The sequence below is a fragment of the Streptomyces triticisoli genome, from assembly GCF_003270085.1.
Classification (GTDB): Bacteria; Actinomycetota; Actinomycetes; order Streptomycetales; family Streptomycetaceae; genus Streptomyces; species Streptomyces triticisoli.
Genome location: NZ_QFDQ01000087.1, coordinates 1 through 18,290 on the forward strand (window position 1 = coordinate 1; position 18,290 = coordinate 18,290).

The following is an 18,290-nucleotide window of genomic DNA, read 5'->3' on the forward strand; positions in this document are numbered from 1 at the left end:
GGCCGGCTCCGGGCGCTCGGCCGCCGGCGCGGGGCGCAGTCCCGCCCGTCGCCGTACGGTCTGCACGGCCGCCGCGTCCAGCAGCGCCACGGGGGCCGTCCGGCCGGGCGCGCCGCCCGGAGGCGTACGCCGGTCCGTGCCGAGCAGGGCGGTGGTGACCAACTCCTCCCAGGCGCCCGTGGCGGGCGCTTCCACCGGAGCGGAGGTCCTGATCATGAGCTTCCTTTCGGTGGTCGGGTGCCTGGAAGTGGTGGGAGGGTCACTGCCCACCGGGTTTCCCGTGGGGTGGAACAAATGCCTGGTTCAGGAGAGAAAGGATGGGTTGGTGGGTTATTCTCTCGCTCTTCTGCGCCTTTCGGGTGAGGGTTCCCGCTGCGTCGGCGGGGCCCCGCCGTTTGCCGGGACGTCACTCCTTTGCCGGACGCTTCGAGTTCGCCGTCGGGGCGAATGTTGCGGACGGTGTATGAAGGGTCAGCACAGCGTCACTATTTCTCCCTCGGTCTTTCCCTCGTCCCGCGGCCAGGCGGCCAGAGGGGTGAAACCCCGGTGGCCGCACTCGCCGAAGACGGTGACGGGCGCGCCGCCCGACAGGGCGACCAGCCGCCACAGGCCCGGACGCGTACGGGCCGCGGGGGCGAGGGGCAGCGCGGAGTCGCAGCCGGCGTCGGCCAGCTGCCAGGACTCACCGTCCGGGACCGGTACGACCTCCCCGAGTGTCACCGGGACCGACTCCAGCCACGGGTCGTCCCGCAGCGCCTCGCCGTAGCAGGCGGCCGCCTGCGCCGTGGTCACCCCGGGCGGGCGTATGCGCGTGGGTGCCGGAGGAGTGAACCGCTCGCCCAGGGCCGCACGGAGCTGTCCCACGCCCGGATACGCGGACACCTCCGCGTCCAGGGCCAGGCCCACCGGCAGCGCGAGCTCCGGTGCGCGGCCGGCGGCGCCGTAGGAGAGCAGCAGCGCCGTACGGCCGGAGCCGGCGCCGTACAGCCAGATCCTGCGGGTGGTCAGCTTCGCGTCCGCGGTGTCGTACTGGGCGAGGACGAGCCAGTGGTCCCGTACCGCCGGCCCGTCCGCGGAGGCGGGCAGGCCGACACGGGAACGGACCGTCGCCGCCAGTCCCTCGGGCAGCCGCTCGCGGCCCAGCCAGCCCTGGTCCAGGAGGTGCAGCAGCGCGCACTCCTCCAGCAGCCGCACCGGCCAGCCCGGCCCCGACGAGGGTATGGCCGCCAGCTCCCGCACCCGCGCGGCCAGCCCGGGCGCCTGCGCGTCGACCATGCGGGCCGCCGTCTCCTCCCACAGCCCGTACCCCGCCTGTTCGGCCGTGGCCAGACCGCCGCGCAGCAGGTCGGCCAGGCGCTGCTCCAGCTCCGTCGCTCCCGTGGTGATCCGCTCGGCCCGTCGCTCCGCCCTGCGCCGTGCCGCCCGGGGGTCAGCGGAGCCGGAGGCGGATCCGGCCGTCCCGGCCGCCCGTTTCTCCGCCGTCCGCTTCTTTCTGCCCGCCGCCCACTGCTCGGCCCAGTCCGGCGCCCGCCCGGGCGGTACCGCACCGGCCGCACCGTCATCACTCGCCCACAGCAGCAGCAGACCGAGCGCGTGCTTGCACGGGAACTTGCGGCTCGGGCAGCTGCACTTGTACGCCGGCCCGGCCGCGTCCGCGATGTCGACGACCGTCCGATACGGCCTGCTGCCGCTGCCCTTGCACAGTCCCCACACCGTCCCCTCGTCGGAACTCCCCGCCTCGGACCACGGCCCGGCCGCTGCGAGTTTGCTTCCCGCTTTGCGTGACGTGTCGTCAGGCGCCAGTGCCAGCACCTGGTCCGCGGTCCAGCGCACCCCCTGCTGAGTCATGCCATCGAAGGTAGGTCCTGCCACTGACAATCGACCTCGCGAGAGCGTTTGCCCAGGTCAGAACGTGTTGTCAGTGCCGTGGTGCACGGTGGGTGCCAGATCCGAACCGGCCGAGCTGGAGGGGGCCTCAGCCATGTCTGTGTCCGTGGAACCGACATCCGTCGAACCGAGCCGCAGCCACTCCGCGCCCGCGAACGCGAAAGAAGCGGAGGCGCTGCGCCCGCACGCCGAGAACGCCTTCGCCGCCGAACTGGCCGCGCTCGCCGCGCACGACGACCGCCCGCGCCCGCCCCGCTGGAAGCTGTCGCCGTGGGCCGTCGCGACCTACCTGCTCGGCGGCACGCTGCCGGACGGCACGGTGATCACACCGAAGTACGTCGGACCGCGCCGCATCGTCGAGGTCGCGGTCACCACTCTCGCCACCGACCGCGCCCTGCTCCTGCTCGGCGTGCCCGGCACGGCGAAGACCTGGGTGTCCGAGCACCTGGCCGCCGCGGTCAGCGGCGACTCCACGCTGCTGGTGCAGGGTACGGCCGGCACACCGGAGGAGGCGATCCGTTACGGCTGGAACTACGCGCAGCTGCTGGCGTACGGCCCCAGCCGCGACGCCCTCGTACCCAGCCCGGTCATGCGGGCCATGACGCGGGGCATGACCGCCCGTGTCGAGGAGCTGACCCGCATCCCGGCCGACGTGCAGGACACACTGATCACCATCCTGTCGGAGAAGACCCTGCCGATACCGGAGCTGGGCGAGGAGGTGCAGGCGGTCCGCGGCTTCAACCTGATCGCCACCGCCAACGACCGCGACCGCGGGGTCAACGACCTGTCCAGCGCCCTGCGCCGCCGCTTCAACACGGTGGTGCTGCCGCTGCCCGAAAGCCCCGAGGCCGAGGTCGACATCGTCGCGCGCCGCGTCGACCAGCTCGGCCGCTCCCTGGATCTGCCGGCCGTACCGGACGGCACCGACGAGATCCGCCGTGTCGTGACCGTCTTCCGCGAGCTGCGCGACGGGATCACCACCGACGGCCGTACGAAGCTGAAGTCGCCGAGCGGCACCCTGTCCACGGCCGAGGCGATCTCGGTGGTCACCGGCGGGCTGGCACTGGCCGCCCACTTCGGTGACGGCGTGCTGCGCGCCGGTGACGTGGCCGCCGGCATCCTCGGCGCCGTCGTCCGCGACCCGGCGGCCGACCGTGTCGTCTGGCAGGAGTACCTCGAGACCGTGGTCCGTGAGCGCGACGGCTGGAAGGACTTCTACCGGGCCTGCCGGGAGGTGAGCGGGTGAGCGGCACCGGACGGCCGAACGGCATGGGACGGCTGCCGGCCGGCACGGCGGGAGCCCGCGCCGACGACGGGCCCAGCCGGACGGGCGGGCGAGGACGACGTGGGGGACGAGGTGGACGGTGTGACAGGAGTTGAGCCGGCCGGGGGCCGGTGGCCCGGCGCGGGGCCGCTGCTGCTCGGAGTCCGGCACCACGGACCCGGGTCCGCACGCGCGGTGCGGGCCGCACTGCAGGCGGCACAGCCACGTGCGGTGCTGATCGAGGGGCCGCCGGAGGCCGACGCGCTGATCCCGCTCGCCGCCGACGAGGACATGCGGCCGCCCGTCGCACTCCTCGCCCACGCCGTGGACGAGCCCGGCCACTCGGCGTTCTGGCCGCTGGCCGAGTTCTCGCCCGAGTGGGTCGCCATCCGCTGGGCCCTGGAGCGCGACGTCCCGGCCCGCTTCATCGACCTGCCGGCCACGCACACGCTCGCGTGGGACAAGGAGCGGCCGGACGGGGACGGCTGCGCGGGGGAGGGGACCGCGCAGCGCCCGTCCGAGGGCCGCCCGCCCGAGGCCGATGTGCGCGTCGATCCGCTCGCAGCGCTCGCCGGAGCCGCAGGGTACGACGATCCCGAGCGCTGGTGGGAGGACGTCGTCGAGCACCGGGGCGCCGGGGAGGGGGACGTGTTCGCCCCGTTCCTGGCGCTGGAGGAGGCCATGGGCGCGCTGCGGGAGGCGTACGGCAGCGGCGGGGGCCACGACCGGGATCTCGTGCGCGAGGCGTACATGCGGCTCCAGGTGCGCTCCGCCCGGCGCGAGTTCGGGGACGCCGTCGCGGTGGTGTGCGGGGCCTGGCACGTGCCCGCGCTGCGGCGGAAGGAAGCCGTGACCGCCGACCGGGCCCTGATGAAGGGGCTGCCCAAGGTCAAGGCGGACATGACGTGGGTGCCGTGGACGCACCGCCGGCTCTCCCGGGCGAGCGGCTACGGCGCGGGCATCGAGTCGCCGGGCTGGTACGCCCACCTGTTCGGCGTGCCGGACCGGCCCGTGGAGCGGTGGCTGACCCGGGTGGCGGGGCTGCTGCGGGAGGAGGACCGGATCGTGTCCTCCGCGCACGTCATCGAGGCGGTGCGGCTGGCGGGGACGCTCGCCGCGATGCGCGGCCGCCCGCTGCCGGGCCTGAGCGAGACGACGGACGCGGTGCGCGCGGTGATGTGCGACGGCTCCGACGTGCCGCTGGAGCTGGTGCGCGACCGGCTGGTGGTCGGGGACGTCCTGGGAGAGGTGCCGCGGACGGCGCCCGCGGTGCCGCTGCAGCGGGACCTCACCCGCATCCAGCGGCGGCTGCGGCTCAAGCCGGAGGCGCCGGAGCGGGAACTGGAGCTCGACCTGCGCGAGGAGACCGACGCCGGGCGCAGCAGGCTGCTGCACCGGCTGCGGCTGCTGGGCATCGGCTGGGGGGAGCCGGCCGCCTCGCGGGGCAGCACGGGCACGTTCCGGGAGACCTGGCGGCTGCGCTGGGAGCCGGACCTGTCGGTGCGGGTCGCCGAGGCCGGGGTGTGGGGGACGACCGTGCTCGCCGCCGCGACCGCCAAGGTGGAGGCCGACGCCGTCGCCGCGCAGGCTCTCGCCGAGGTCACCGAGCTCGCCGAGCGCTGTCTGCTCTCCGGACTCCCCGACGCGCTGCCCGTGGTGATGCGGGTGCTCGCCGACCGGGCGGCGCTCGACGCGGACGTCGGGCACCTCGCCCAGGCACTGCCGGCCCTGGTGCGCTCCCTGCGCTACGGCGACGTGCGGGGCACGGACACCGGGGCCCTGGCCGGAGTGGCCGCGGGCCTGGCCGAGCGGATCTTCGTCGGCCTGCCCCCGGCCTGCGCCGCACTGGACGCGGACGCGGCCGAGGAGATGCGGCGCCACGTGGACGCGGTGCACGGGGCCGTCGCCCTGCTCGGCGACACCCCCGCGGCCGTCCACGACGGCCTGCGCACCCGCTGGCACGGTGTGCTCCGGGTGCTGTCCGGGCGGGACACGGTGCCCGGGGTGCTGCGGGGGCGTGCCGCGCGGCTCCTGCTCGACGACGGGGAGGTCGAGCAGGAGCAGGCGGCGAGACTCATGGGGCTCGCGCTCTCGCCGGGTACGCCGCCGGCCGACGCGGCCGCGTGGATCGAGGGCTTCGTCGGCGGCGGGGGCGGGATGCTGCTCGTGCACGACGAGCGGCTGCTGGGCCTGGTCGACACCTGGCTGACCGGCGTGCCGGGGGAGGCGTTCACCGACGTACTGCCGCTGCTGCGGCGCACCTTCTCGGCCTACGAGCCCGGGGTGCGCAGGACACTCGGCGAGCTGGTCCGGCGTGGTCCGGGGCGGGGCGGTGGCGGGGCCGGGAGGACGGGGGCCGGTATGCCCGGTTTCGCCGCGGACCTCGACCAGGAGCGGGCGGACGCCGTGCTGCCGGTGGTACGGCTGTTGCTGGGGCCGGCCGGCCCCGGACCGAGCCCCGCCCCGGGCCCCGGTCCCGGGAAGCAGGGGGGCGACGAGCTGGTGGGGGTGGCGGGATGAGCGCGGGCGAGAGGTACGACGTGACGGACCCGGCGCAGGAGCGGCTGCGGCGCTGGCGACTGGTGCTGGGCGGCGATGCGGCCGACGGCACCGGATGCGCGCTGTCGGGCCGGGACGCGGCGATGGACGGGGCGCTCGCCGCGCTCTACGGCAAGGGGGACAGGCCGCGGACGGGACGGGACCGTTCGGCCGGGCTGGGGGCCTCGGCGCCCTCGGTGGCGCGCTGGCTCGGGGACATACGGACCTACTTCCCCTCGTCCGTCGTCCAGGTCATGCAGCGGGACGCCATCGACCGGCTCGGGCTGGCCACACTCCTGCTGGAGCCGGAGATGCTGGAAGCGGTGGAGGCGGACGTCCACCTCGTCGGCACCCTGCTCTCGCTCAACAAGGCGATGCCGGAGACGACGAAGGAGACGGCACGGGCCGTCGTGCGCAAGGTCGTCGAGGACCTGGAGAAGCGGCTGGCCACCCGCACCCGGGCCACCCTCACCGGCGCCCTCGACCGCAGCGCGCGCGTCAGCCGGCCGCGCCACCACGACATCGACTGGAACCGCACCATCGCGGCCAACCTCAAGCACTACCTGCCGGAGTACCGGACGGTCGTGCCCGAGCGGCTGATCGGCTACGGCCGGGCGTCGCAGTCCGTGAAGAAGGAGGTCATCCTCTGCGTCGACCAGTCCGGGTCGATGGCGGCGTCCGTGGTGTACGCCTCCGTGTTCGGGGCGGTGCTGGCGTCCATGCGGTCCATCAGCACCCGGCTGGTCGTCTTCGACACGGCGGTCGTCGACCTCACCGACCAGCTCGACGACCCGGTCGACGTGCTCTTCGGCACCCGGCTCGGCGGCGGCACGGACATCAACCGGGCGCTGGCGTACTGCCAGTCGAGGATCACCCGGCCCGCGGAGACGGTGGTCGTGCTGATCAGCGACCTGTACGAGGGAGGCATACGGAACGAGATGCTCAGGCGGGTCGCCGCGATGAAGGCGTCCGGAGCGCAGTTCGTGACACTGCTCGCGCTCTCCGACGAGGGGGCGCCCGCGTACGACCGTGAGCACGCGGCCGCGCTCGCCGCGCTCGGGGCACCGGCGTTCGCCTGCACACCCGACCTGTTCCCGGAGGTGATGGCGGCGGCGATCGAGAAACGGCCGCTTCCGGTGCCGGACACCGTGTGACGCGTAAAAACGGACATGCCTACCCATCGGTAACAGGAGGCTTGCGCAACCCCGGGAACCCCGTGCGAGGATCGCCGCCTCACCACTGGTGCCGCCGCACGGCATGCGCCGCACCCGCGTCGGCGCCGCGGCGGACGGGTCGGCTCCCGTTGGGGCGGGGGCATCCGCCCCGGGTCCCCCGCGTGGCACGCCGTGCCAGGGAGTGCGGCATCATGTGACAGGTATCACCGCTCATGTGTGACCCCGGATTTAGGGGGTTCCGGCAAGCGGGGATAACCTGCGAGATGGACATGCCGCGCGCTCGGACACCGTGTGCGCCTTCCCTGTGACCCAGAGCAGACGTCACGTTGCCCTTCGCGGCACGCCCACGCATTCAACGAACCGCGAGATCACTGGATAGGGACGGAAGCGCGTGGACCTGTTCGAGTACCAGGCGAGGGACCTCTTCGCCAAGCACGGTGTACCGGTGCTGGCCGGTGAAGTCATCGACACGCCTGAGGCGGCGCGCGAGATCACCGAGCGGCTGGGCGGCAAGTCGGTCGTCAAGGCCCAGGTGAAGGTCGGTGGTCGTGGCAAGGCCGGTGGCGTCAAGCTCGCCGCCACCCCGGACGAGGCCGTCGCCCGTGCGACGGACATCCTCGGCATGGACATCAAGGGCCACACGGTCCACAAGGTCATGCTCGCCGAGACCGCTCCGGAGATCGTCGAGGAGTACTACGTCTCCTTCCTCCTCGACCGTGCCAACCGCACCTTCCTCTCCATCGCCTCCGTCGAGGGCGGCATGGACATCGAGGAGGTCGCGGCCACCCGCCCCGAGGCCGTCGCCCAGATCGCGGTCGACGCCATCGACGGCGTGGACCGGGCCAAGGCCCAGGAGATCGTCGCCGCGGCGAAGTTCCCGGCCGAGGTCGCCGACAAGGTCGCCGACGTCCTGGTGAAGCTGTGGGAGGTGTTCATCAAGGAGGACGCCCTCCTGGTCGAGGTGAACCCGCTCGCCAAGGTCGCCTCCGGTGACGTGATCGCCCTCGACGGCAAGGTGTCCCTGGACGACAACGCCGAGTTCCGTCACCCCGAGTTCGAGGAGTTCCACGACAAGGCCGCCGCCAACCCGCTCGAGGCGGCCGCCAAGGAGAAGAACCTCAACTACGTCAAGCTCGACGGCGAGGTCGGCATCATCGGCAACGGCGCCGGCCTGGTCATGTCGACCCTGGACGTCGTCGCCTACGCGGGTGAGGCCCACCAGGGCGTCAAGCCGGCCAACTTCCTCGACATCGGCGGCGGCGCCTCCGCCGAGGTCATGGCCAACGGCCTCGAGATCATCCTCGGCGACCCGGACGTCAAGTCCGTCTTCGTCAACGTCTTCGGCGGCATCACCGCCTGCGACGCCGTCGCCAACGGCATCGTGCAGGCCCTGGAGCTCCTCGAGTCCAAGGGCGAAGAGGTCACCAAGCCGCTCGTCGTGCGCCTCGACGGCAACAACGCCGAGCTGGGCCGCAAGATCCTCGACGACCGCAAGCACCCGCTCGTCCAGCGGGTGGACACGATGGACGGCGCGGCCGACAAGGCCGCCGAGCTGGCTGCTGCCGCGAAGTAAGGGACGAGGTCACAGAACACCATGGCTATCTTCCTCACCAAGGAATCCAAGGTCATCGTCCAGGGCATGACCGGCTCCGAGGGCCAGAAGCACACCCGCCGCATGCTGGCCTCCGGCACGAACGTCGTCGGCGGCGTGAACCCGCGCAAGGCGGGCCAGAGCGTCGACTTCGACGGCACCGAGGTACCGGTCTTCGGCTCCGTCAAGGACGCCATCGAGAAGACCGGCGCCGACGTCACGGTCATCTTCGTCCCGGAGAAGTTCACCAAGGACGCGGTCGTCGAGGCGATCGACGCCGAGATCCCGCTCGCGGTCGTCATCACCGAGGGCATCGCGGTGCACGACACGGCCGCCTTCTGGGCGTACGCCGGCAAGAAGGGCAACAAGACCCGCATCATCGGCCCGAACTGCCCCGGCCTGATCACCCCCGGTCAGTCCAACGCCGGCATCATCCCGGCCGACATCACCAAGCCGGGCCGTATCGGCCTGGTCTCGAAGTCCGGCACGCTGACGTACCAGATGATGTACGAGCTGCGTGACATCGGCTTCTCCACCTGCGTCGGCATCGGCGGCGACCCGATCATCGGTACCACGCACATCGACGCGCTCAAGGCGTTCCAGGACGACCCCGACACCGACCTGATCGTCATGATCGGCGAGATCGGCGGCGACGCCGAGGAGCGGGCCGCGGCCTTCATCAAGGAGAACGTGACCAAGCCGGTCGTCGGCTACGTCGCGGGCTTCACCGCGCCCGAGGGCAAGACCATGGGCCACGCCGGCGCCATCGTCTCCGGCTCCTCCGGCACCGCCCAGGCCAAGAAGGAGGCCCTGGAGGCCGCGGGCGTCCAGGTCGGCAAGACCCCGACCGAGACGGCCAAGCTGGCGCGCGCCATTCTCGGCGGCTGAAGCCGGCCGCGCCGACTGAGCTTTCCGACACGAAGGCGTGGTGGGCCCCGTTCCCCCGTGGGAACGGGGCCCACCGGCATGTCCGGGACCGGGCGCCGGACTATCCGGCCTCCGGTACCAGCTGTTCCGGGCCGGCCGTCGGCTCCTTCCGCAGCTCGGAGTGCAACTCGGCGTGCAGCTTGGCGTGCAGTTCGAACGCCCCCGGCGAGAGGGGCCCGAGCAGACCCTGCGGCGGCACCCCCTGCACCGCGTGCCCGGGGGGCACCGGTGCCAGGTAGTGCGTGGGGGCCGTGCGCAGCGTGAGCGCCGTCGCGCCGAAGACGGTGACCGTGAAGGCGATGGCGGACCGGGTCCAGAAGCGGGTGCGGCGCTCCCCGTTCGTCCGCACGGCCGTCGGCCCGGCCGCCCCGAGGCGTTCCGTGGCCCCCAGCCGGACCAGACGCCGGTGCAGTTCCGCCGGGTCGGCCAGTTCCGGCAGGCGCGCGGCGACGGCCTCACGGGCGTGCATCAGCCGGTTCGCCGCCGCGGGGGTGCTCGCCTCGGTCTCCGCCGCGGTCTCCGGCAGGTCGAGGCCGACGCCGTCGTAGAGCACCAGGGTGCGGCGGTACGACGGCGGCAGCCGCAGCAGAGCCTGCTGCAGTGCGCGGTCCGCGGGGTCGAGGGGCGGGTCGGGGACGCGGTTGCGCGGGACGAAGCGGTGCCAGGGGGACAGCGCGCACTCGTACGCCGCCGCCCGCACCCAGCCGGCCGGGTCCCGGTCGCGGGCCACCTCCGGCCAGTGCTGCCAGGCCAGTTGGAAGGCCTCTTCCACGGCGGCGCGCGCCCGCTCGTGCCGGCCGGTGAGCAGGTAGGCCTGCCGTACGAGGGCGGGGGCGCAGAAGGCGTGGAGCGCGTCGAAGGCCTGAGTCGGCATCAGGGAGTCGCCGTCCTCCTCGACAGGCTGACCGGACGTCAGGGAGACGATCGCGCCGGGGTGTCGGCCCCCCGTGGGCAGTGGCAGCAGATTCGCATGACTGTTCGTCACGGCGCGTCCCTCCGTGTGAATAGGCACATAAAAGTATATTGAGCGACACAGCGGAGGTTCGCCTGTTGCGCAGGGAAAGCGGGTGTTCGTTGGGAGCATGAAGCCGTGATCCAGACGACCCGTCACCGTCCGCCGCTGCCACGCCTGCGCACCCGGGTACGGGACCGCTCACCCGGCCTGGGGACCGGTTTCGTGGGCGGTGCGGTGGCGGCGGGGCTGGGACTCGGCTCGTTCGCCGTGCTGGTCATCGCGCTGTGGATCAGCTCGCCGTACCCCGACAGCGGGCCCGGCGGCGCGCTGAACGTCGCCGCGGCGCTGTGGCTGTTGGCGCACGGCGCCGAACTGGTCCGCACCCACACGCTCACCGGAGTCCCCACGCCCGTCGGAGTGACCCCGCTGCTGCTGTTCGCCCTGCCCGCGCTGCTGGTGCACCGGGCGGCGCGGGACGCCACCGACACGGGCGACGGCGGCCCGCTCCTCCCGCCGCGCACCGCCTGGGCGGGCGTCGTCCTCGGCTACCTCACCGTCGGCGGCGGTGCCCTCGCGTACGCGGCCGACGGTGCGCTGCGTCCCTCGTGGACGTGGGCGGTGGTGTGCGTACCGCTGCTCGCCGTGGCGGCGGCCGGCACCGGCGTGTGGACGGCGTACGGCTGTCCTCGTGCGCCCCTGGACAGGGCGCTGCGCCTGCTGCCGGGCGGCGTACGGCGCCTGCTGCTCGGGCCCGGCCCCCGTGCGCGCCTCGGCGCCGCGACGCGGGCGGCGGGGGCCGGGGTGGTGGTCTTCGTGGGGGGCGGGGCGCTGGTGCTCGGGGTGTCGCTGGTGGGGCACGGCGAGACGGCCCAGGGGGCGTTCCTGACGCTGACGGAGGGCTGGTCGGGGCGGTTCGCCGTCCTGCTGCTGTGCCTGGCGCTGCTGCCGAACGCGGTGCTGTGGGCGGTGGCGTACTGCCTCGGGCCCGGCTTCCTGCTCGGCTCCGGTCACGTCGTCGGCCCGCTCTCCTCCTCCCCGGCCCCGCTACTACCGCCCTTCCCCCTGCTCGCCGCGGTCCCGGACGCGGGGCCCGGCACCCCGCTCACCTGGGCGTCGGCGGCGGTGCCGGTGACGGCCGGACTGACGATGGGCTGGTTCGTGGCGGGAGCGGCGGTGCGGGAGAGCTGGGACGCCCGGGGAGGAAGCGCGGGGGTGCGGGCGTGGTCGTGGCGGCGGACCGTGGCCGGGGCCGGACTGGCGTGCCTGGTGTGCGCGGCCGCGCTCGGGGCGTTCGCGGCCCTGGCGGGCGGCCCGCTCGGCGGTGCCGCGCTCGCCCGGTTCGGACCGGTGGGGTGGCAGGTGGGCGGGGCCGCGCTGCTGTGGACGGCGATGGTGGCCGTGCCGACGGCGACGGTGCTGCGGGCGTGGCGCTGCCGCGGGGGCCGGATGCCGGCGGGTGACGGAACCCGGCGGACGATCGGCAAACCCCGGGCGGGCGGAGCCCCCACGGTCCCGGAGCCTTCGGCCACCGACGGACGCGTACGCCGACGGGGCCCGTTCCTTCGGCCGAGGGCCGCGGCGCCCCCGCCTCCGCGGCCCGCACCGGTGCCCGGTGGCTACGGTGCCGCCCTCGAGCCGTACGACGTACTGCCCCTCGACCCGCTGCCGCCCGGACCCGCCGACTCCTGGCAGGACGACGACAGCGCCCGCCGCGCCCGCTGGGCCGCGCTGAAGGAGGCGGCGAAGGGAGCCACGGAGCCGGAGGAAACCGTGAAGCCGGAAGAGGCCGCCGCCCAGGAGGAAGCCGCCGACCAGGAGAAAACCGCAGACCCGGAGGAGACGAAGACGGGCGACGCGAAGGCGGCGAAGACGGGCGACGCGAAGGCGGACGGCATCACGGAGCCGGTGCAGCCCCCGCCACCCCCCGAGGGCGACGGCCCGGCAGACCCGCCCGCCGAACAGTGACCCCCGCTCAGGACCCCCCGAGTCCGGCGCCCCGTCAGCCGTTGTTCCCCAGAACCTTCCGCAGTTCAGGGGGAAGATGCTGGGCGCAGGACTGTTTGGCCTGGTTGGTGAGGGAGTCGTGCACGCACGTGTAGTAGTCCCGGTAGACCAGCTGCGCGGCGAAGAGCACGGCGACCACGACAATCGCCAGCGAAGCGGTGACCAGACCGCTGATCGCGGCCGTCACCTGGGGGCGGCCCGTGGGCGCCGGCGTGTTGGGATCGTGCCCGCGAGGTTTGGCGCGCAGGGAGCTGATGCCCCAGTACAGGGCCAGCGCACCGAGCAGCAGGGCCACGTACGTCCAGCTGAACAGCGCGAAGAAGAAGGCCCACATGCCGGACAGCAGCGCGTACCGCGCGCGGCGCTGGACGGGGTCCGTGGGATCCCAGCGCATACCGGAGCCGGGGCCGCCGCCCGGGCCCTCCGGGCCGCTGGGTCGCTGCGGGCGCTCGCCGAAGCCGCCGGAGGAGCGGCCCGGCTGGCGGTCACTCCACTGGCTGCCCCACGGGGACCGGCCGCCGCCCTGCCCCGAACCGTCGGAGCCGCCGCCGTTGGAGGAATCCCCACCGGAGGAGTCCCCGTCGGACGGGCGCCGGGGCTGCCACGGCCGGTCGGGGGTGCCCTCCGGAGGCGGAGCGAAGGGGTTGTCGTCCGGGGCCGCGCCGCCCGTGCCGTTGCCCCGCCCGTCCGAGGAGGCGTCCGGCGGCGAGGACGGGCGCTCCCTCAGCAGCACGGCACCGCGCTGCCCTCCCTGCGCCGACTGCGGAGGGAGCGTGAGGAGTCGCAGGCTGCGGTCGGGCATCAAGTGAGCGTCTTCCCCTTGGTGAGTCACGACTGATCTGGCACGTCCGGTACATCGTCCGGTACGTCCCGGAAAGCGCTGCGCGCCCCGGGACACGGGTCCGTCATTCCGTGAACGCACGGTGCAGGCGGTGCGTTCCCGTACCAGCTCCCCCCTGACGCTACCTTCCGGCCACGCCCCCGTCCCATGGGGGCCGGTCGGCTGTGCCGGTATCGTTGCTGACGGTCGGCCGCTTCGTAGGCTTCCCCGTATCCGGGGGCGCGAAGCGTTCGTACGACCATACAAAACAGCTTCCCCGAGAAAGGGCCCCACCGTGGCCGCCAAGCCCGTGGCCAAGCGCCTCGTCGTGCTGGTCTCCGGATCCGGAACCAATCTGCAGGCGCTTCTCGACGCGATCGCCGGGACGGGAGCCGAGGCGTACGGCGCCGCGGTCGTCGCCGTGGGCGCCGACCGCGACGGCATCGAGGGGCTGGCGCGCGCCGAGCGCGCCGGGCTGCCGACCTTCGTGCGGAAGGTCAAGGACTACGGCACGCGCGAGGAGTGGGACGCGGCGCTCGCCGAGGCCGTCGCCGCGTACGAGCCCGACCTTGTCGTCTCCGCCGGGTTCATGAAGATCGTGGGGAAGGAGTTCCTCGCGCGCTTCGGCGGGCGGTTCGTCAACACGCACCCCGCCCTGCTGCCCAGCTTTCCGGGAGCCCACGGCGTGCGGGACGCGCTCGCGTACGGCGCCAGGGTCACCGGCTGCACCGTCCACTTCGTCGACGACGGCGTCGACACCGGTCCGATCATCGCCCAGGGGGTGGTCGAGGTCCGGGACGAGGACGACGAGAGCGCGCTGCACGAGCGCATCAAGGAAGTCGAGCGAAGGCTGCTCGTCGAGGTCGTGGGGCGGCTCGCCCGCAACGGCTATCGCATCGAGGGACGAAAGGTAGTTATCCAGTGACCGCCGAGAGCAACAAGCGGCCCATCCGGCGCGCGCTCGTCAGCGTCTACGACAAGACCGGCCTGGAGGAGCTCGCGCGCGGGCTGCACGAGGCCGGCGTCGAACTCGTCTCCACCGGCTCCACCGCCGGGCGGATCGCCGCGGCCGGCGTGCCCGTCACCAAGGTCGAGGAGCTCACCGGCTTCCCCGAGTGCCTGGACGGCCGGGTCAAGACCCTGCACCCCAAGGTCCACGCCGGCATCCTCGCCGACCTGCGCCTGGAGGCGCACCAGCGGCAGCTGGCCGAGCTCGGCGTCGAGCCGTTCGACCTGGTCGTCGTCAACCTCTACCCGTTCCGGGAGACCGTCGCCTCCGGCGCCTCGCCCGACGAGTGCGTCGAGCAGATCGACATCGGCGGCCCCTCCATGGTCCGCGCCGCCGCCAAGAACCACCCGTCGGTCGCGGTCGTCACCAGCCCGGAGCGGTACGCCGACGTCCTCGCCGCGGTCACCTCCGACGGCTTCGACCTCGCCACCCGCAAGCGCCTGGCCGCCGAGGCCTTCCAGCACACGGCCGCCTACGACGTGGCCGTCGCCTCCTGGTTCGCCTCGTCCTACGCGCCGGTCGACGACTCCCGGTTCCCCGACTTCCTCGGCGCCACCTGGGAGCGCGCGCACACCCTGCGCTACGGCGAGAACCCGCACCAGCCGGCCGCGCTCTACCTCGACGCCGGCGGCGCCGGTCTCGCGCAGGCCGAGCAGCTGCACGGCAAGGAGATGTCGTACAACAACTACACGGACACGGACGCCGCCCGCCGTGCCGCGTACGACCACGACGAGCCGTGCGTGGCGATCGTCAAGCACGCCAACCCGTGCGGCATCGCGATCGGCGCGGACGTCGCCGAGGCGCACCGCAAGGCGCACGCCTGCGACCCGCTGTCCGCCTTCGGCGGTGTGATCGCCGTGAACCGGCCGGTCAGCAAGGAGATGGCCGAGCAGGTCGCCGAGATCTTCACCGAGGTCGTCGTCGCGCCCGGCTACGAGGAGGGGGCCCTGGAGGCCCTGACCAAGAAGAAGAACATCCGCGTCCTCAAGGCCCCGAACGGCCCGGCGAACCCCGTCGAGGTCAAGGCCGTCGACGGTGGCGCGCTGCTCCAGGTCACCGACCGGCTCCAGGCCGACGGCGACGACCCGGCCAACTGGACCCTGGCCAGCGGCGAGGCGCTCGACGCCGACGGGCTCGCGCAGCTGGCCTTCGCCTGGAAGGCCTGCCGCGCGGTGAAGTCCAACGCGATCCTGCTCGCCAAGGACGGCGCCTCGGTCGGCGTCGGCATGGGCCAGGTCAACCGTGTCGACTCCTGCAAGCTGGCGGTCGAGCGGGCCGGCGAGGAGCGGGCCCGCGGTTCCTACGCGGCCTCCGACGCGTTCTTCCCCTTCCCCGACGGCCCCGAGATCCTGATCGCGGCGGGCGTGAAGGCGATCGTCCAGCCGGGCGGCTCGATCCGTGACGAGCAGGTCGTCGAAGCCGCCAAGAAGGCGGGTGTGACGATGTACTTCACGGGCACGCGCCACTTCTTCCACTGATCCCGGCACCCGTACGCGACCGCGGCCTCCGGCTCTCCTGCGAGGGAGCCGGAGGCCGCGGTCGTGCCGGGCGGTCTCGGCGGGAGGGCAGCGGGCCGGTCTCCGGGGCGATGCCGTCGCCGCTCCTCCAGCCGGCCGCGGAGTCCGGACCGGGGTGACGCGCCAAGGGCCGTGTCCCTCCTTCTTCCGGGGGACACGGCCCTTGGGGTGAATGGCGCGGACTGTTCAGTAGCTGGGGCGGTTGAACCAGGCGCCGCCGGCCTTGTTGGCGCAGAAGACGATGATCAGGATGCCCAGGACAAGGCTGATCAGGGCGAAGACGTTGGCGCCCAACAGGTTGATCACGCTGAACAGGATTATCACCGAGCTGTACACGATCGCGGAGACGCGCGCGCCGCCGCGCCCGGTGGTGAACTTCACGGCGGTGAAGATCGCCCAGAAGGCGAACGCGAGCACGATGACGCCCACGACGATCATGACGCCCGCGCCGATGCTGGCCACCTTGTCCGCGTCCGCGGCGGAGACGCTGCTGTCGGCCTCGACGGCCTCCTGGATCTTGTCGGCGAACCAGGCGCTCGCCACCATCATCAGCAGGCCGCCCAGCGCCTGGAAGCCGCCCAGGATGAACAGCATCACGCGAGCCGCCTTCACGGTGCCCGGCATCGTCTGCGGCACCGGGGCGCCGTACGGCTGCTGCACGGGCGGGGCCTGCGGGTAGCCGTAGCCGGGGGCCTGGCCCTGGGGGGCGCCGTAGCCGGGCTGGGACGGCTGCTGCGGCGCGCCGTAGGGGTTGTTCGGGTCGCCGTAACTCATGGCGTTCGCTTCCTCCGTTGTTCCGGTGCGGGGACGACGCGCGGCACCATACGGAGGCGATTTCTACAGAAATGCGGTGTGTCCCCCCGATGAGCTGCCCGCGGCACTGTGCTGTTCATCGTTCTTCACGAGCGACTTGCTTGTCCAGACGGATTGCACGGGTGTTGTGCAAGTGCAACATCACCGATCACGGGCGCCGGCGGGAGAAGGTCCACGGGTCACCCGGATCGGATCCACGGGTCACCCGGATTGGAACCGCGTGCCGGTCATCCGCGAGGATGGGAACATGACCGCCCAGATTCTCGATGGCAAGGCCACCGCAGCCGCGATCAAGTCCGATCTGACCGTCCGCGTGGCGGCGCTGAGGGAGAAGGGCGTCACGCCCGGACTCGGCACGATCCTGGTCGGTGACGACCCGGGCAGCCGCAAGTACGTCGCCGGCAAGCACCGCGACTGCGCCGAGGTCGGCATCGCCTCCATCCAGCGCGAGCTGCCGGCCACCGCCACCCAGGACGAGGTCGAGGCGGTCGTCCGGGAGCTGAACGAGGACCCCTCCTGCACCGGCTACATCGTCCAGCTGCCCCTGCCCAGGGGCATCGACGAGAACCGCGTCCTGGAGCTGATGGACCCGGACAAGGACGCCGACGGCCTGCACCCGATGAACCTCGGCCGGCTCGTCCTCAACGAGCCCGCCCCGCTGCCCTGCACCCCCAACGGCGTGCTGACGCTGCTGCGCCGCCACGGCGTGGAGATCAAGGGCGCCGAGGTCGTGGTCGTCGGCCGCGGTGTGACCATCGGCCGCCCGATGCCGCTGCTGCTCACCCGGCGCAGCGAGAACGCCACGGTCACCCAGTGCCACACCGGTACCCGCGACCTGTCCGCCCACCTGCGCCGCGCCGACATCATCGTCGCCGCGGCCGGCTCCCCACACCTGATCCGCGCCGAGGACGTCAAGCCCGGCGCGGCCGTCCTCGACGTCGGCGTCTCCCGCAACGCCGAGGGCAGGATCGTCGGCGATGTCCACCCGGACGTCGCCGGGGTGGCCGGCTGGCTGTCCCCGAACCCCGGCGGCGTCGGCCCGATGACCCGGGCCCAGCTGCTGGTCAACGTGGTCGAGGCGGCGGAGCGCAGTGTCGGCTGAGGCGAAGAGCACCGGGCGGGAGTCCGCTTCCGCGAAGCCGGAGCCGGAGATCGAGGTACGGGACCCGGTCAGCGCCCCGGACGCCGAGGGCAGGCCGCGCCGGGCCACGCGCCGCTTCCCGCTGTTCACAAGAGACACCGCGCGCCCGGAGGGCGGCGGCCGGGCCGCGCCCGGTGACGCCCCGGCGCCCGCCCGGCAGTGGCCGATGCTGGCCGTGCTGTCCGTGGTCGGGCTGGGGCTGCTGGTGACCGCCTTCGACGCCTTCCGGGTCGGCCTGCTGCTGGTCGGCGTCGCCCTGCTCGGCGGAGGCGCGCTGCGCTGGTTCCTGCCCCGCGTCGGCATGCTCGCCGTCCGCTCCCGCTTCACCGACATCGTCACCTACGGTGTGCTGGGCGGCGCCATCGTCCTGCTGGCGCTGATGGCCCAGCCGAAGCCGTGGCTGGAGATCCCGTTCCTGGACGACGTGCTGCACTTCACCGTCCGCAACAGCTGACGAAGCGTCATGTCCGTGCCGTGACGGCGGCCCATCCCCTCCCCCGAGCCAGGACGGGCCGCCGCCGCGCCCCACCCTCCTGCACCGTGAACGGGCTGTTCAATGCCTGTCCGCGCGTCGTGGCACGGAGGTGACCGTTCCGCTACGGTGTCCGCGCTCTGCCACAGGGCCCGTACGAGGCCTGAACGCTCCCGT

The 18,290-nt window shown here is 73.2% G+C and carries 15 protein-coding genes; 10 read left to right on the forward strand and 5 right to left on the reverse strand.

What is annotated here, in order from left to right; genetic code table 11:
* Together DEP02_RS15235 and DEP02_RS15240 are read right to left on the reverse strand one after the other, a co-directional pair.
* Positions 1-216, reverse strand: a 216-nt coding sequence (locus tag DEP02_RS15235; RefSeq protein WP_500299329.1) for a DUF5691 domain-containing protein, incomplete at its 3' end; no start/stop codon positions are given.
* Positions 217-471: 255 nt separating this feature from the next.
* Complete coding sequence (locus DEP02_RS15240) at positions 472-1,848, reverse strand: SWIM zinc finger family protein (protein WP_112467867.1); 1,377 nt, start codon at positions 1,846-1,848, stop codon at positions 472-474.
* A 133-nt stretch (positions 1,849-1,981) separates the two neighbouring features.
* On the opposite strand from DEP02_RS15240, the gene DEP02_RS15245 reads away from it, so the two are divergent.
* From DEP02_RS15245 to sucD, 5 genes are all read left to right on the forward strand, one after another.
* Entirely contained in the window at positions 1,982-3,133 is a 1,152-nt protein-coding gene (locus DEP02_RS15245; RefSeq protein WP_112467868.1) for an ATP-binding protein, read from the forward strand.
* A gap of 120 nt (positions 3,134-3,253) precedes the next feature.
* Positions 3,254-5,671, forward strand: coding sequence for a DUF5682 family protein (locus DEP02_RS15250; protein WP_232839128.1), 2,418 nt, complete (start codon positions 3,254-3,256; stop codon positions 5,669-5,671).
* Complete coding sequence (locus DEP02_RS15255) at positions 5,668-6,843, forward strand: VWA domain-containing protein (protein ID WP_112467869.1); 1,176 nt, start codon at positions 5,668-5,670, stop codon at positions 6,841-6,843. The genes DEP02_RS15250 and DEP02_RS15255 overlap by 4 nt, the downstream gene beginning before the upstream one ends.
* Before the next feature lie 412 nt (positions 6,844-7,255).
* On the forward strand, positions 7,256-8,437 hold the full coding sequence (sucC, locus tag DEP02_RS15260; protein ID WP_112467870.1) for an ADP-forming succinate--CoA ligase subunit beta: 1,182 nt from the start codon (positions 7,256-7,258) through the stop codon (positions 8,435-8,437).
* A 21-nt stretch (positions 8,438-8,458) separates the two neighbouring features.
* Complete coding sequence (sucD, locus tag DEP02_RS15265; protein ID WP_112467871.1) at positions 8,459-9,343, forward strand: succinate--CoA ligase subunit alpha; 885 nt, start codon at positions 8,459-8,461, stop codon at positions 9,341-9,343.
* Positions 9,344-9,443: 100 nt separating this feature from the next.
* Here the strand turns inward: sucD and DEP02_RS15270 are convergent, their stop codons facing one another.
* Positions 9,444-10,367: an RNA polymerase sigma factor gene (locus DEP02_RS15270; protein WP_232839129.1), complete on the reverse strand. Its 924-nt coding sequence runs from the start codon at positions 10,365-10,367 to the stop codon at positions 9,444-9,446.
* A gap of 105 nt (positions 10,368-10,472) precedes the next feature.
* Between DEP02_RS15270 and DEP02_RS15275 the strand changes: the two genes are divergently transcribed.
* Positions 10,473-12,302, forward strand: coding sequence for a cell division protein PerM (locus DEP02_RS15275; RefSeq protein ID WP_232839130.1), 1,830 nt, complete (start codon positions 10,473-10,475; stop codon positions 12,300-12,302).
* 34 nt (positions 12,303-12,336) lie between these two features.
* Here the strand turns inward: DEP02_RS15275 and DEP02_RS15280 are convergent, their stop codons facing one another.
* A complete protein-coding gene (locus tag DEP02_RS15280) occupies positions 12,337-13,143 on the reverse strand; it encodes a hypothetical protein (protein ID WP_112467873.1) in 807 nt (268 codons plus the stop codon).
* Positions 13,144-13,456: 313 nt separating this feature from the next.
* Here DEP02_RS15280 and purN point away from each other — a divergent pair, with 313 nt between their 5' ends.
* Both purN and purH read left to right on the forward strand, forming a co-directional pair.
* Positions 13,457-14,086, forward strand: coding sequence for a phosphoribosylglycinamide formyltransferase (purN, locus tag DEP02_RS15285; RefSeq protein WP_112467874.1), 630 nt, complete (start codon positions 13,457-13,459; stop codon positions 14,084-14,086).
* Positions 14,083-15,648, forward strand: coding sequence for a bifunctional phosphoribosylaminoimidazolecarboxamide formyltransferase/IMP cyclohydrolase (gene purH / locus DEP02_RS15290; RefSeq protein WP_112467875.1), 1,566 nt, complete (start codon positions 14,083-14,085; stop codon positions 15,646-15,648). The genes purN and purH overlap by 4 nt, the downstream gene beginning before the upstream one ends.
* Positions 15,649-15,873: 225 nt before the next feature.
* On the opposite strand, the gene DEP02_RS15295 is transcribed toward purH, so the two are convergent.
* Entirely contained in the window at positions 15,874-16,461 is a 588-nt protein-coding gene (locus DEP02_RS15295; RefSeq protein ID WP_112467876.1) for a hypothetical protein, read from the reverse strand.
* A 286-nt stretch (positions 16,462-16,747) separates the two neighbouring features.
* On the opposite strand from DEP02_RS15295, the gene DEP02_RS15300 reads away from it, so the two are divergent.
* Together DEP02_RS15300 and DEP02_RS15305 are read left to right on the forward strand one after the other, a co-directional pair.
* On the forward strand, positions 16,748-17,602 hold the full coding sequence (locus DEP02_RS15300) for a bifunctional methylenetetrahydrofolate dehydrogenase/methenyltetrahydrofolate cyclohydrolase (protein WP_112467877.1): 855 nt from the start codon (positions 16,748-16,750) through the stop codon (positions 17,600-17,602).
* Positions 17,592-18,095, forward strand: coding sequence for a DUF3017 domain-containing protein (locus DEP02_RS15305; protein WP_112467878.1), 504 nt, complete (start codon positions 17,592-17,594; stop codon positions 18,093-18,095). The genes DEP02_RS15300 and DEP02_RS15305 overlap by 11 nt, the downstream gene beginning before the upstream one ends.
* The last annotated feature ends 195 nt before the right edge of the window (positions 18,096-18,290 follow it).